Raw genomic sequence first — 14,190 nt, 5'->3', positions numbered from 1 at the left:
TCCCGACCCCGTATGAGGACCTGCTGCGCCGGGTGCTCGAACAGGGCGCACCGAAATCCGACCGCACCGGCACAGGTACCCGCAGCCTGTTCGGCCAGCAGCTGCGCTACGACCTCTCGGCCGGCTTCCCGCTGCTCACCACCAAGAAGGTGCATCTGAAGTCGGAGGTGTACGAGCTGCTGTGGTTCCTGCGTGGCGACTCCAATGTCGAGTGGCTGCAGCAGCACGGTGTCACCATCTGGGATGAATGGGCCAGCGAGACAGGTGATCTCGGACCGGTCTACGGCGTGCAGTGGCGGTCGTGGCCGACCCCGACGGGGGAACATATCGACCAGATCAGCGCCGCCTTGGATCTGCTGCGTACAGACCCGGACTCGCGGCGCATCATCGTCTCGGCATGGAACGTCGCCGACATCCCGCGGATGGCTCTGGCGCCGTGTCACGCTTTCTTCCAGTTCTATGTGGCCGGCGGCAAGCTGAGCTGCCAGCTCTACCAGCGCAGTGCCGACATGTTCCTGGGTGTGCCGTTCAACATCGCCAGCTATGCGCTGCTCACCCACATGATGGCCGCACAGGCCGGCCTGGGGGTTGGTGACTTCGTCTGGACCGGCGGCGACTGCCACATCTACGACAATCACATCCAGCAGGTGACTGAGCAGCTCAGCCGCGATCCGCGTCCGTACCCGGAACTTGTTCTGGCCCAGCGTGATTCGATCTTCGACTACACGTTCACAGATATCGAGATCCGAAACTATGATCCACACCCGGCGATCAAGGCCCCCGTCGCCGTATGAGGCCTGCTGGAATGACGGCGTTGATCTGGGCGCAGTCCTCCTCCGGGGTGATCGGCCGTGACGGCGGCATCCCCTGGCAGCTGCCTGAGGACCTGGCCCGCTTCAAGGAGCTGACCATGGGCCATCCCGTGCTGATGGGGCGTCGGACCTGGGAGTCGCTGCCCCGGGCGGTGCGCCCGCTGCCCGGCCGGGCCAATATCGTGCTCACCCGCGATCCGGGCTACCAGGCTGACGGGGCCCAGGTCGTCACATCCGTCGAGGCGGCCCTGGCCCAGCCGGAGACCTGGGTGATCGGCGGATCGGAGATCTATCACCTCGCCATGCCGGCGGCCGTCCGCTGTGAGGTGACCGAAGTGGATATCGACCTGCGCTTGGAAGACGACGATGCGCTGGCTCCGATGCTCGACGATTCCTGGATCGGCACCAGCGGGCCCTGGCAGGACAGCAGCTCCGGGTTGCGCTACCGGTTTCACAGCTACATCCGGCTGTGAGACGGCTGACCCCTCAGCTGACCAGGGCCCAGGCCCGCCGGGTTGCGGTCGCAGCCCAGGGCTTTACGTCGGTACCGCCCGCCGGTGCGGTGACGCGTGCCGATCTGCGCCGGCTGATCGGGCGTATCCAGGTGCTGCAACTGGACTCGGTGTCGGTGGCGGTGCGGGCGCACTACGCGCCGGTGTTCAGCCGGCTCGGACCGTATGACCGCGGCGTCCTGGACGCCGCGGCATGGGGTCACTGTGCCCGTGCGCCGCGTCTGCTGGCGGAGTACTGGGCGCATGAGGCCGCGCTGATGGCCGTCGAGGACTGGCCGCTCATGCGCTGGCGGATGCGCGAATTCGTACATGGCCGTTGGGGTGTGGAGGTCGTGAAGGACAACCCCCGGCTGGCCGATGAGGTCATCGGCGCGGTCACCGAACTCGGGCCGGCCACCGCCGGGCAGATCGAGACGCACCTCAATGCCGGCACTCGCCGCGGAAAGGGTGAATGGTGGAACCGCAGTGAGACCAAGTGGGTTGCCGAGGCGCTGTTCGCCTCCGGTGTACTCACCACCGCGCATCGGGCCGGATTCGCCCGACACTACGACCTGGTGCAGCGGGCGCTGCCGGCGAATGTGGTGGCCCGCGAGGTTGACGAGCCCGACGCGGTGCGTGAGCTGATCCTGCGCTCGGCCGGTGCGCTCGGCGTGGCATCCGAACCCGATCTGCGGGACTACTTCCGGCTGCGTCCCGATCAGTCCAAGCCGGCCGTCGCGGACCTGGTAGCCGAGGGCGAACTCGAGCAGGTGGAGGTCGCGGATTGGAAAGGCCCGGCCTACCTGCGGACCGGACAGGCGATACCGCGCGCTGATCGCGGCACCGCGCTGCTGTGCCCGTTCGATCCGCTGATTTTCTTCCGACCGCGGGTGCAGCGGCTGTTCGACTTCGAGTACCGCATCGAGATCTACACCCCGGCAGCCAAGCGCAGATTCGGTTACTACGTGTGGCCGTTCCTGCTCGACGGAGAACTTGTCGCCCGAGTGGACCTCAAGGCCGACCGGAAATCGGGCGAGCTGCAGGTGCCCGGTGCGTTCATCGAGCCCGGTCGCGATCCGGCCCGGGTCGCCGGCGCGCTGGCCGATCAGCTGGCGACGATGGCCGGGTGGCTGGGGCTGGAGCGGGTGACGGTGGGGGATAAGGGCGATCTGGTGAGGGCGCTGCGCGCTAGCCTTCGAGGGCGCGGATCAGCAGGTCCTTGATCTCGATAGGCAGCCTGGGAGGCCGCCAAGGCGGAGACGCGGGCCTCGGGATCATCCAGCGCGGTCATCTGCTCAAGCTTAGGGGCGCGCCCCGCAGCTGTCAGTTCAGCCGATCACTAGGCTTACGCCCCGTGGCCGAGACAGCCCCGCTGCGTGTGCAGCTGATAGCCAGGACCGAGTTCCTTGCGCCGGCCGACGTGCCGTGGAGCACCGACGCCGGCGGTGGCGCCGCCCTCGTCGAATTCGCCGGACGCGCCTGCTACCAGAGCTGGTCGAAACCCAACCCGCGCACCGCGACCAACGCCTCCTACATCTCGCACATCATCGACGTCGGCCACCTTGCGGTGCTCGAGCACGCCTGCGCGACGTTCTACATCACCGGCGTCTCCCGGTCTTGCACCCATGAACTCGTCCGACACCGGCACTTCTCCTACTCGCAGCTCTCCCAGCGCTACGTGCCGGAGAACGAGGCGAGCGTGGTGATGCCACCCGGACTGGAGGAGGATCCGGATCTCCAGCAGATCGTGCTCGCCGCGGCCGACGCCAGTCGCGCCGCCTACGAGACGCTGCTGGCGGAGTTGGAGGCCAAGCTCGACGATCAGCCCAATGCGGTGTTGCGCCGCAAGCAGGCGCGCCAGGCCGCCCGGGCGGTCCTGCCCAACGACACCGAGACCCGCATCGTGGTCACCGGTAACTTTCGGGCCTGGCGGCACTTCATCGCGATGCGGGCCAGCGAGCATGCCGACACCGAAATTCGCCGGCTGGCCATCGCCTGCCTGCGCGAACTGAGCAAGGTCGCCCCGGCGGTGTTCGCCGACTTCGAGATCTCCGTGCTCTCCGACGGTTCCGAGGTGGCGACCAGCCCACTTGCTACGGACGTCTGATCGGCAACGGGTAACCTAACCGGCTGTGAGCACGAGCGGATTCGATGTCACCGCCCGGTTGGGCACGGTCCTGACCGCGATGGTCACGCCGTTCAAGCCCGACGGCACGCTGGACACCGCGACCGCCGCACGACTTGCCGCGCACCTCGTCGACTCCGGCTGCGACGGACTGGTCGTCTCCGGAACCACCGGTGAATCACCGACCACCACCGACGCCGAGAAGATCGCCCTGCTGCGCGCGGTTCTTGACGCCGTGGGCGACCGAGCCCGCGTCGTCGCCGGAGCCGGCACCTACGACACCGCGCACAGCGTGCACCTGGCCAAGGCCTGCGCCGCTGAGGGTGCGCACGGGTTGCTGGTCGTCACCCCGTACTACTCACGCCCGCCGCAGAGCGGTCTGGTGGCGCATTTCAGCGCCGTCGCCGATGCCACCGATCTTCCGGTGATCCTCTATGACATCCCGCCGCGATCGGTGGTGCCCATCGAATGGGACACCATGCGAATCGTCGCCCGGCATCCCAACATCGTCGCGGTCAAGGATGCCAAGGGTGATCTGCCTGGGGCGGCTGCGATCATGGCCGAGACCGGCCTGGCCTACTACTCCGGTGATGACGCTCTCAACCTGCCCTGGCTGGCGATGGGTGCCGCCGGTTTCATCAGCGTCTGGGGCCATCTGGCGGCCGGCCAGTTGCGGGACATGCTGAGCGCCTTCAACTCCGGCGATCTGGCGACCGCCCGCAAGATCGGCGTCACGCTCGCTCCGCTGAACGCGGCGCAGAACCGGCTCGGCGGCGTGACGCTGTCCAAGGAGGGCCTGCGACTGCTGGGCATCGACGCCGGTAACCCGAGGCTGCCGCAGATGCCCGCGAGCAGCCAGCAACTCGAAGAATTGGCGGCCGATATGCGCGCAGCGGCAGTGTTGCGGTGACCATCAACGACCTCATCCCACCGCCCCCGCTGGCACCGGGTGCGTTGCGCATCACAGCGCTGGGCGGCATCGGCGAAATCGGCCGCAATATGACGGTTTTCGAGCACCTCGACCGTCTGCTGATCGTCGACTGCGGTGTTCTGTTCCCCGGCCACGACGAACCCGGCGTCGACCTGATCCTGCCCGACATCCGTCATATCGAGAATCGGCTCGACGATATCGAGGCCCTCGTTCTGACCCACGCGCATGAGGACCACATCGGCGCTATCCCGTTCCTGCTCAAGATGCGGCCCGATATCCCGGTGGTCGGCTCGAGGTTCACCCTCGCCCTGGTGGCGGCCAAGTGTCGGGAGCACCGGGTCAAGCCGGTGATGGTCCAGGTGGCCGAGGGGCAGCGCAGCACGCACGGTGTGTTCGAGTGCGAGTACTTCGCCGTCAACCACTCCATTCCGGACGCCCTGGCCATCGCCATCCACACCGGAGCGGGCACGGTGCTGCACACCGGCGACATCAAACTCGATCAGCTGCCGCCGGACGGCCGTCCCACCGACCTGCCCGGGATGTCCCGGCTCGGGGACCGCGGTGTGGATCTGCTGCTGTGCGACTCGACCAACGCCGAGATCCCGGGTGTGGGTCCCTCCGAAAGCGAAGTCGGGCCCACCCTGCACCGTCTGATCCGCGGTGCGGACGGGCGGCGGGTGATCGTGGCCTGCTTCGCCTCCAATGTCGATCGGGTTCAGCAGATCTGCGACGCCGCGGTGGCGCTGGGCCGTCGGGTGTCCTTCGTCGGCCGGTCGATGCTCCGCAATATGGCGATCGCGCGGGAACTCGGCTTCCTGACCATCGACGACAGCGATGTCGTCGACATCTCCGCCGCTGAGATGATGGCGCCCGAGCGGGTGTTGCTGATCACCACCGGCACCCAGGGCGAACCGCTGTCGGCGCTGTCCCGGATGTCCCGCGGTGAGCACCGCAGCATCAGCATCACCGCCGACGATCTGATCATCCTGTCCTCATCGCTGATCCCCGGCAATGAAGAGGCGGTGTTCGGCGTCATCGACGCGCTGTCCAAGATCGGTGCCCGGGTGGTGACCAATCAGCAGGCGCGGGTGCACGTCTCCGGTCACGCCTTTGCCGGGGAATTGCTGTTCCTCTACAACGGCATTCGGCCGCGCAACGTCATGCCCGTGCACGGCACCTGGCGGCACCTGCGGGCCAACGCGAAGCTGGCGGCCTCAACCGGGGTGCCCGAGGAATCGATCGTGCTGGCGGAGAACGGCGTCAGTGTCGATCTGCTAGGTGGAAAGGTGCACATCGCCGGTGCGGTTCCGGTCGGCAAGATGTTCATCGACGGTCTGGTCAACGGTGACGTCGGCGATGCCACCCTGGGTGAGCGTCTGATCCTGAGTTCCGGATTCATCGCGGTGACCGTGGTGATTGCGCGCAGCACCGGCAAGCTCGCCGCGCCGCCGCATCTGTCCTCGCGCGGGTTCTCCGAGGACCCCAAGGCACTGGTGCCTGCAGCCGAGAGGGTGCAGAAGGAACTGGAATCCCTTGTCGCCGAGCGCATCACCGATCCAATTCGGATCGCTCAGGCGGTGCGACGCACGGTCGGAAAGTGGGTCGGCGAGGCCTACCGGCGTCAGCCGATGATCGTGCCGACCGTCATCGAGATTTAGCGCGCGCCTACCGCTTGTTCACGAAGCCGGCGTCCACCGGCAGCGTCACACCGGTGACGTAGCGTGCGGCATCGGAAACCAGCCAGTAGACGGCGTTGGCGATGTCCTCCGGTTCCAAGGTCTGAACCGGGAGCGCGTTGGTCATATCCGGACCAGCCTGCTGATGTTGAGCGATACCCTCCAGCCAGGACCGGGTGAACTCATTGTCGATCATCGGGGTATTAACCCCGGCCGGGTGCACCGAGTTGACTCGAATGCTGAATGGCGCAAGGAAGTTGGCGTACCCGCGCATCAGTCCGACGATGGCGTGCTTGGACGCGGTGTACCCCAGAGACCCGGCCATCGGGGCGCCGAGACCAGCCAGTCCGGCCACCGAACTGGTCAGCACGATCGCACCGCCATCGCCCTGCTTGATCAACGGTCGCATCGCGACGTCGACGGTGTGATACGCGCCGGTGAGGTTGACGTCGAGCACGTCCTGCCAGGCATCCTCGGCCGCCATCGGGGCGATTCCCGCATTGGCGATGACGATGTCTAGGCGACCCAGTTCGGCGATACCCTGTGCCAGTGCGGTTTTCAACGCCGCGCGGTCACGAACGTCAGCGCGGCACGCGACGATCCGCGCGCCGAGGTCCTCGACGAGTTTGACCGTCTCGGCGAGGTCATCGGTCGTGGCCATGGGGTAGGGAACGCTGGCGATCTGATCGCACAGATCCACCGCGATGATGTCAGCACCCTCGCTGGCCAACTTGACCGCATGGGCTCGGCCCTGTCCGCGGGCGGCCCCGGTGATGAAGGCGACTTTGCCTTTCAGTGATCCCACGTCAGGCGCGCAATTGACCCTTGGTCGGGTCGCCGGCAGGCAACGGGGTAACCAGCTTGATGTCGGGCGCGCCGTCGAGGTGCCCACCGATCGCGCCGAACAGCGTGGCGATGCTTGGGGCCGCCATATGGGTGTCGAGTGCGGCTTTGTCAGCCCACTGCTCGATGAACACGAAGGTGTTGTCGGTCTGGTGCAGGGAGTACAGCTGGCAGCCCGGCTCGTCGTGCACGACGGCGATGGCCTCCTGGCACGCCGCCCGCACCGCGTCGACAGACTCGGGCTTGGCGGTGAACGACGCGACGACGACAACGGGCATCTGTATGACTCCTCAATTGGGGGGAACTCCACCGTAGATTGTCACCGATCAACGAAAGGCGGCTTTATGGAACAGTCCGAAGACCGTAAGTCGCTGTTCATGACGGTGCTGATGACACCGGATATGGCGAATTTCTCCGGCAAGGTCCATGGCGGCACGCTGTTGAAGCTTCTCGACCAGGTGGCCTACTCGTGCGCGAGCCGCTACGCGGGCACCTATGTGGTCACGCTGTCGGTGGACCGGGTGCTCTTCCGCGATGCCATCGGCGTGGGCGAACTGGTGTCCTTTGAGGCGACGGTCAATTACACCGGGCGTACCTCCCTGGAGGTGGGGATCGACGTCTACACCGAGAACATCCGGGACGGTCATCGCCGGCACACCAACAGCTCGTACTTCACCATGGTCGCGGTCGACGATTCCGGTCTTCCGGTGGCGGTTCCGCCGCTGGTCCTGGCCACCGAGGCCGAGAAGACCCGGTTCGGGGAGGCCGCCGCCAGGCGGGCCGCGCTGAGGGCTGCCTTCGCCGATTGATTGCGGTCTGGCAACGGCCGCCCGTGTGACCCGTGTTGCCTATGGTGCCAATGAGGCAGATGCGGTTAATCTTGCCGCCATGGCGAATAAGACGGCCGCTCGCTCAAGCGCGCGAACGACCAGCTCAAAGGGCACTTCTCGGCCGGCTGCGAAGGCAGCCCAGCCGGTTGCGCCCCGCCGCAAGGCGGCCGCCAAGCCTGCCGGCAAGGCAGGCGCCAAGTCTGTCGCGAAGTCTGCTGCCAAGCCGGCGGCCCGGAATTCCCCGTCAGCGGTGGCCGTCGCGGCCGCGGCCGGCGGTCGCGCGGTCCGGGCCACCTGGCTGATGGCCGCCCGCGGAGCAGGATCGACTGCGCGCTCGGTCGGCCGGGCCCGCGATATCGAACCCGGCCACCGCCGGGACGGGATCGCACTGGGCCTGCTCGCCCTGGCTGTCGTCATCGCCGCGGCCGCATGGTTCGACGCGGCCCGCCCGGTCGGCGGCTGGGTCGACGCGCTGCTGCGCAACTTCGTCGGCGGATCCGTCGTGCTGCTGCCGCTGCTGCTCGCCGCCGCTGCGGTACTGCTGATGCGCACCGAGCCGAACCCCCAGGCGCGCCCCCGGCTGGTGCTGGGCACGGCCATGATCTGTCTGCCGGTGCTGGGCCTGTGGCACCTGTGGTCGGGTTCGCCGGCCGAGCCGGCCGCCCGTCACCGGGCCGGTGGTTTCATCGGTTTCGCCATGGGCGGCCCGCTGGCTGACGGGCTGACCGCATGGCTTGCCACCCCGCTGCTGATCTTCGCGGTTGTATTCGGCGTGCTGCTGCTGACCGGAACCACGCTTCGTGAGTTGCCCGAGGCGCTCTACTCCATGTTCAGTACCCGCTACGGCCGCCGGTACGCCGAGTACTACGACCATGACGGCGAGGATTACGGCGACGACTACTCCCGCATCGACAAGCGGGGCGACGCCGCCGATGAGGACTTCTCCGACGGTTACTACGACGACCCGCGCGCTTACGCCGACGAGCCGCAGTCCTGGCCGGGCTCCGCTGCCCCCGGGGGCACGCCGTACGACAACTACCCGCTCGACGAGGGTGTCGGTGCGACCGCGCCGATCAAACCACGGCGCAAAAAGGCAATCGCGGCCACATCGGTTGCCGCCAAACAGGATACGAAGCAAACGAGTAAGGCGCTCGACCGCGTGGTGGAGGGCCCCTATCACCTGCCGTCACTGGACCTGCTGATTCCGGGTGACCCGCCGAAGAAGCGCAGCTCGGCCAACGACCAGATGGTCGAGGCAATCACCACGGTGCTGCAGCAGTTCAAGGTCGACGCCTCCGTCACCGGCTGTACCCGCGGACCGACGGTCACCCGCTACGAGGTGGAACTCGGCCCCGGCGTCAAGGTCGAGAAAATCACTGCGCTGCAACGCAATATCGCTTACGCGGTGGCTACCGAGAGCGTGCGCATGCTGGCGCCCATCCCAGGCAAATCAGCCGTCGGCATCGAGGTGCCCAACACCGACCGCGAGATGGTCCGCCTGGCCGACGTTCTCACCGCGGCGTCGACCCGACGCGATCATCACCCGCTGGTGATTGGTCTGGGTAAGGACATCGAGGGCGATTTCATCTCCGCCAACCTCGCCAAGATGCCGCACCTTCTGGTGGCCGGCTCCACCGGCTCCGGCAAGTCGAGCTTCGTCAACTCGATGCTCATCTCGCTGCTGGCACGGGCCACACCCGAAGAGGTTCGGATGATCCTCATCGACCCCAAGATGGTGGAACTGACTCCCTACGAGGGTATTCCGCACTTGATCACGCCGATCATCACCCAGCCGAAGAAGGCGGCGGCGGCGTTGGCCTGGCTGGTCGAGGAGATGGAACAGCGCTATCAGGACATGCAGGCGTCGCGGGTCCGCCACGTCGACGACTTCAATGCCAAGGTCCGTTCGGGTGAGATCACCACGCCGCTGGGAAGCCAGCGGGTGTACAAGCCCTACCCCTATATCGTCGCGATCGTCGACGAGCTGGCCGACCTCATGATGACCGCGCCGCGCGATGTGGAGGACGCGATCGTGCGGATCACCCAGAAGGCCCGCGCCGCCGGTATCCATCTGGTGCTGGCCACCCAGCGGCCGTCGGTGGACGTGGTGACCGGTTTGATCAAGACCAACGTTCCGTCCCGGCTGGCGTTCGCCACCTCATCGCTGACCGACAGCCGGGTCATCCTCGATCAGCCCGGCGCGGAGAAGCTGATCGGTATGGGCGACGGGCTGTTCCTGCCGATGGGCACCAACAAGCCGATCCGGTTGCAGGGCGCCTATATCAGCGACGAAGAGATCCAGGCAGTCGTGCAGGCCTGTAAGGAACAGGCCGAACCCGAGTACACCGAGGGCGTCACCGCCGCGAAGCCGACCGGTGAGCGCACCGACGTCGACCCCGATATCGGCGACGATATGGATGTCTTCCTGCAGGCCGTCGAGCTGGTGGTGTCCAGCCAGTTCGGTTCGACCTCGATGCTGCAGCGCAAACTGCGGGTCGGCTTCGCCAAGGCCGGACGCCTTATGGACCTGATGGAAACCCGCGGGATCGTCGGGCCGTCGGAGGGTTCCAAGGCGCGCGAGGTCATGGTCAAGCCCGACGAGCTGGCCGCGACGCTGACGATGATCCGCGGCGGCGACATGGGCGACGCAGCTGACGACGACGACGACACCGGGGTCCCCGAGGACTTTTGATCCGGTTAGAGGATCAACAGCATCCGGGTGTTGCCCAGGATGTTGGGCTTGACGTAGCTCAGATCGAGGAACTCGGCCACGCCCACGTCATAGGACCGGCACATCTCCTCGTAGACCTCGGCCGTCACCGGGGTGCCCTCGATCTCGGTGAACCCGTGCCGGCCGAAGAACTCGGTCTCGAAGGTGAGGACGAACAGCCGCTCGAGGTGCAACTCGCGGGCCTCGTAGAGCAACCGGTCAACGATCGCGTGCCCGACTCCGCGGCCCTTCACCGTCGGGTCGACGGCGACGGTGCGCACCTCACCGAGGTCGGCCCACAGCACGTGCAGGGCCCCGCAGCCCACCACCTCGCCGTCACGTTCTGCCACCCAGAACTCCTGCACGGCCTCGTAGAGGGTGACGAGGTTCTTCTCGAGCAGAATTTTGCCGGCGTAGGTGTCCACCAACCGTTTGATCTCCGGCACGTCCGATGTCCGGGCGCGGCGGACGACGACCTCGGTCACGGCGTCACCTTATCGGTCGGCGGCTCCAGGTCGCGGGCAAGACGTCGGAGGGAATCTCGGTGTCGAGCCGATAGTCTGTTTGCCGTGGCAGGCCAATCCGATACCTCGCCGGTGGTCCGGCGTGAGTGGATGGCCAATGTCCCCAACATGCTGACCGGCCTGCGGCTGGTGCTGGTTCCGATCTTTCTGCTCGTCCTGTTCGCCGGCAACGGTCACCAGGCCGGCAGCAGGATCGCCGCGTTCGCGGTGTTCGCCGTGGCGGTGATCACCGACCGGCTCGACGGATCGCTGGCCCGCAGCTACGGCGTGACCAGTGAGTTCGGCAAGCTGGCCGACCCAATCGCCGACAAGATGCTGATCGGCGCGGCGCTCATCGGCCTCTCGATGCTGGGCGACCTGCCGTGGTGGGTGACGGTTGTCATCCTGGTTCGCGAGATCGGCGTCACCCTGCTGCGGTTCGCGGTGATCAGCCGCGGGGTCATCCCGGCCAGCCGCGGCGGCAAGCTCAAGACGCTGGTGCAGGCGATGGCCATCGGATTGTTCATCCTGCCGCTGCAGAACTGGCCGCCCGCGTGGCACACCGCGGCCTGGGCAGTGATGTGGGTAGCGATCGCATTGACCCTGCTCACGGGCATTGACTACCTGGTCTCGGCGACCCGGGGCGGGCGCTCGAAAATCTGATTTCGCTCTCCGGGAACCAACCGGCCCGCTGGGTCGTTGCATCTATTGCTGCGACTACTCAAGGAGGACAGCGATGGCCGTAATGCTTCGTGAAGTGATCGGTGACGTTTTGCGCCGTGCGCGCACGTCGCAGGGGCGTACGTTGCGTGAGGTCTCCAATTCAGCCCGGGTCAGCCTCGGGTACCTGTCCGAGGTCGAACGTGGCCGCAAGGAGCCCTCCAGCGAGTTGCTCGGCGCCATCTGCTCAGCCCTGCAGGTGCCGCTGTCCCGGGTGCTCACCGAGGCCGCCTCGGACCTGGTCTGCCGCGAGGAATTGGTTCGTGTGGCTGCCGGTGGAAGCCAGGTCGTCGTCCGGCACCCGGCCGCCATGGCAGTCGCCTGACCCGGATTTGCCAGATTTGTCGGGTCCAGATCGCGACCGGGCTGTGGACCCGGGGTTCGACCCGATAAATTGAGCGCTGATATCCGACATGACTCACTTGCGGCACTCGAATCGAAGGCGGGGCACCTAAATGGCCAATCCGTTCGTCAAAGCGTGGAAGTACCTGATGGCGCTGTTCAGCTCCAAGGTGGATGAATACGCCGACCCCAAGGTCCAGATCCAGCAGGCGATCGAGGATGCGCAGCGTCAGCATCAGGCGCTGACCCAGCAGGCAGCGCAGGTGATCGGTAACCAGCGTCAGCTGGAGATGCGGCTGAACCGTCAGCTCGCCGACATCGAGAAGCTGCAGGCCAATGTTCGTCAGGCGCTCATGCTGGCCGACCAGGCAGTTGCCGCCGGTGATGCCGCCAAGGCGACCGAGTACACCAATGCCGCCGAGGCCTTCGCCGCCCAGCTGGTCACCGCCGAGCAGAGCGTCGAGGATCTCAAGACGTTGCACGACCAGGCCCTGCAGGCCGCGATGCAGGCCAAGAAGGCTGTCGAGCAGAACGCGATGGTGCTGCAGCAGAAGATCTCCGAGCGCACCAAGCTGCTCAGCCAGCTCGAGCAGGCCAAGATGCAGGAGCAGGTCAGTGCCTCGCTTCGCTCGATGAGCGAGATCGCCGCTCCCGGTAACACCCCGAGCCTCGACGAGGTGCGCGACAAGATCGAGCGTCGCTACGCCGACGCAATGGGCTCAGCAGAGCTGGCGCAGAGCTCTGTGCAGGGCCGGATGATCGAAGTCCAGCAGGCCGGCATTCAGATGGCGGGGCACTCCCGGCTGGAGCAGATCCGTGCCTCGATGCGGGGCGATGCCCTGCCGACCGGTGGCGCGACCGCGACGCCGGCCACCCCGGCCAGCACGCCCGAGCCTGAGAAGCCACTCGGGCAGTAGCGGCCCGGCCGGAAATGAGTACTCGATGACGGTGCGGCCTGGACAGTCCCGCGGGAAGTCCCGCTCGATACTGCAGCGCGGCGTCGACACCGTCAGCGAGTACGCCGATGCCGCGGCCGCGAAATTGAGCAACCTGTCCGATCCGCGGGCCCGGCTGCTTCGCAAGCGGCGCTGGGCGCTGCGGCTCGGGTTGTTCTTCGGGTTGGCCTCCGGTTTCTGGGTTGTCATCACCGGACTGCTCGCGGTGTGGAGCACCCCGGTGTGGGCGTTGATCATCACCGGGGTGATCGCCGCCGGCGCCGCGGTTCCGGCGACGCTGCTGCTGCTGCGTTACCGGTGGCTGCGTGGTGAGCCGTTACCGCCCCAGCGGCAAGTAAGCGGCCGGCGGCTTCCGCCGCCCGGATCGGCTGCACGACCGGCGATGGCTGCCTTGGGCGCCTCCGAGCGCGGTCTGCACTCACTGCTCGGCGTGCTCGACCGTGGGCAGCTGCTTCCGTCCGGAGAGATCCGCGAATTGACCGCTGCGGCAGGCCATTCCGCGGCGACGATGGCGGCTACGGCGGTAGAGGTCGTGTCGATGGAACGCGCCGCCACCGACGCACCGGACTCGCGGGTTTATCTGGCGCCGACCATCAACGCGCTCATCGCTCAGCTCAATGCCGGGGTGCGCCAGTACAACGACATGGTGACTGCGGCCGCACATCTGGTGTCTTCGGCCAATGCCGGTGCACCCATCGGTGCCCTGTCTGAGGGGACGATGTCCCAGCAGCGCTACCGTGCCGAGCTCAGCACCGCCACCGATCGGCTGATGGGCTGGGCGCAGGCTTTCGACGAGCTCGGTCAGACGACCCGCTATCTCGTTTAGAGGTTTGGTCGTTCAGAGATTGGGTCGAAGCGCCGGGATGACGGCGCCGACGACTCCTCGCACCAACGCCTTGGTGAAGTCGAACATGTCGAAGTAGTCCCGCCACAGGGTGATCCGGCCGTCGTGCACCTCGAATACGCCGCACACCCAGAACTGGAGTCGCACCGGGCCGAACACCAGCACGTCGGTGCGCTCGGTGAGCACAGTCGAGCCGTTGACGGCGATGCGGTGGATCTTGACCTCGAAACCGGCCCGGCCCTGCATACCGCGGAACAGTTTCATGGTTCGCGCGCGGCCATGGATCGTGGGGAAGCCGACGTTCTGGTACACCAGGTTCTCGTCGAGCACCGCCCCGGCGCCGTCGACGTCCATGTTCTCCAGTGCGGTGAGGAACACCTCGACGGTGTGGGCGTTATCGATGTCGG

At 66.7% G+C, this 14,190-nt stretch carries 16 protein-coding genes; 12 read left to right on the top strand and 4 right to left on the bottom strand.

The genetic code is table 11. The annotated features are described in order from the left end of the window. The 6 genes from ACR2JI_RS02845 to ACR2JI_RS02820 form a co-directional block, all read left to right on the top strand. Window positions 1-794 (top strand): thymidylate synthase (locus ACR2JI_RS02845; RefSeq protein ID WP_526387813.1); only part of this gene is annotated, 794 nt, incomplete at its 5' end. An 11-nt stretch (window positions 795-805) separates the two neighbouring features. After that, window positions 806-1,285: a dihydrofolate reductase gene (locus ACR2JI_RS02840; RefSeq protein WP_526387811.1), complete on the top strand. Its 480-nt coding sequence runs from the start codon at window positions 806-808 to the stop codon at window positions 1,283-1,285. Then, the gene (locus ACR2JI_RS02835; RefSeq protein ID WP_526387809.1) at window positions 1,282-2,526 is read left to right on the top strand and encodes a winged helix-turn-helix domain-containing protein; all 1,245 of its coding nucleotides are present in this window, start codon (window positions 1,282-1,284) and stop codon (window positions 2,524-2,526) included. The genes ACR2JI_RS02840 and ACR2JI_RS02835 overlap by 4 nt, the downstream gene beginning before the upstream one ends. 131 nt (window positions 2,527-2,657) lie before the next feature. Beyond that, the gene (thyX, locus tag ACR2JI_RS02830; RefSeq protein ID WP_526387807.1) at window positions 2,658-3,410 is read left to right on the top strand and encodes an FAD-dependent thymidylate synthase; all 753 of its coding nucleotides are present in this window, start codon (window positions 2,658-2,660) and stop codon (window positions 3,408-3,410) included. A gap of 25 nt (window positions 3,411-3,435) precedes the next feature. Beyond that, entirely contained in the window at window positions 3,436-4,338 is a 903-nt protein-coding gene (dapA, locus tag ACR2JI_RS02825) for a 4-hydroxy-tetrahydrodipicolinate synthase (RefSeq protein WP_526387805.1), read from the top strand. 2 nt (window positions 4,339-4,340) lie between these two features. Then, entirely contained in the window at window positions 4,341-6,017 is a 1,677-nt protein-coding gene (locus ACR2JI_RS02820; protein ID WP_526387817.1) for a ribonuclease J, read from the top strand. A gap of 7 nt (window positions 6,018-6,024) precedes the next feature. Here the strand turns inward: ACR2JI_RS02820 and ACR2JI_RS02815 are convergent, their stop codons facing one another. Together ACR2JI_RS02815 and ACR2JI_RS02810 are read right to left on the bottom strand one after the other, a co-directional pair. After that, a complete protein-coding gene (locus ACR2JI_RS02815; RefSeq protein ID WP_526387803.1) occupies window positions 6,025-6,840 on the bottom strand; it encodes a mycofactocin-coupled SDR family oxidoreductase in 816 nt (271 codons plus the stop codon). 1 nt (window position 6,841) lies between these two features. Then, a complete protein-coding gene (locus tag ACR2JI_RS02810; protein ID WP_526387801.1) occupies window positions 6,842-7,156 on the bottom strand; it encodes a putative quinol monooxygenase in 315 nt (104 codons plus the stop codon). A 66-nt stretch (window positions 7,157-7,222) separates the two neighbouring features. Here ACR2JI_RS02810 and ACR2JI_RS02805 point away from each other — a divergent pair, with 66 nt between their 5' ends. Both ACR2JI_RS02805 and ACR2JI_RS02800 read left to right on the top strand, forming a co-directional pair. Further along, complete coding sequence (locus ACR2JI_RS02805; protein ID WP_526387799.1) at window positions 7,223-7,687, top strand: acyl-CoA thioesterase; 465 nt, start codon at window positions 7,223-7,225, stop codon at window positions 7,685-7,687. A gap of 79 nt (window positions 7,688-7,766) precedes the next feature. Then, a complete protein-coding gene (locus tag ACR2JI_RS02800; protein ID WP_526387797.1) occupies window positions 7,767-10,400 on the top strand; it encodes a DNA translocase FtsK in 2,634 nt (877 codons plus the stop codon). A 5-nt stretch (window positions 10,401-10,405) separates the two neighbouring features. On the opposite strand, the gene ACR2JI_RS02795 is transcribed toward ACR2JI_RS02800, so the two are convergent. After that, window positions 10,406-10,903, bottom strand: a complete 498-nt coding sequence (locus ACR2JI_RS02795; RefSeq protein ID WP_526387795.1) for an amino-acid N-acetyltransferase — start codon at window positions 10,901-10,903, stop codon at window positions 10,406-10,408. An 84-nt stretch (window positions 10,904-10,987) separates the two neighbouring features. Here ACR2JI_RS02795 and pgsA point away from each other — a divergent pair, with 84 nt between their 5' ends. The 4 genes from pgsA to pspM all read left to right on the top strand — a co-directional run bounded on the left by pgsA (window position 10,988) and on the right by pspM (window position 13,765). Further along, window positions 10,988-11,584, top strand: coding sequence for a CDP-diacylglycerol--glycerol-3-phosphate 3-phosphatidyltransferase (pgsA, locus tag ACR2JI_RS02790; protein ID WP_526387793.1), 597 nt, complete (start codon window positions 10,988-10,990; stop codon window positions 11,582-11,584). A gap of 73 nt (window positions 11,585-11,657) precedes the next feature. Then, on the top strand, window positions 11,658-11,966 hold the full coding sequence (locus tag ACR2JI_RS02785) for a helix-turn-helix domain-containing protein (RefSeq protein ID WP_526387791.1): 309 nt from the start codon (window positions 11,658-11,660) through the stop codon (window positions 11,964-11,966). A 130-nt stretch (window positions 11,967-12,096) separates the two neighbouring features. Continuing rightward, entirely contained in the window at window positions 12,097-12,900 is an 804-nt protein-coding gene (gene pspA, locus ACR2JI_RS02780; protein WP_526387789.1) for a phage shock protein PspA, read from the top strand. A 25-nt stretch (window positions 12,901-12,925) separates the two neighbouring features. Further along, window positions 12,926-13,765, top strand: coding sequence for a phage shock envelope stress response protein PspM (gene pspM / locus ACR2JI_RS02775; protein WP_526387787.1), 840 nt, complete (start codon window positions 12,926-12,928; stop codon window positions 13,763-13,765). A 12-nt stretch (window positions 13,766-13,777) separates the two neighbouring features. Here the strand turns inward: pspM and ACR2JI_RS02770 are convergent, their stop codons facing one another. Beyond that, a complete protein-coding gene (locus tag ACR2JI_RS02770; RefSeq protein ID WP_526387815.1) occupies window positions 13,778-14,185 on the bottom strand; it encodes a limonene-1,2-epoxide hydrolase family protein in 408 nt (135 codons plus the stop codon). Window positions 14,186-14,190 lie beyond the last annotated feature (5 nt).

The sequence above is a fragment of the Mycobacterium sp. genome (genome assembly GCF_051006775.1).
Classification (GTDB): domain Bacteria; phylum Actinomycetota; class Actinomycetes; order Mycobacteriales; family Mycobacteriaceae; genus Mycobacterium.
The sequence above is the reverse complement of the archived record's forward strand: the minus strand, read 5'-3'. Positions and strand labels throughout refer to the sequence as shown.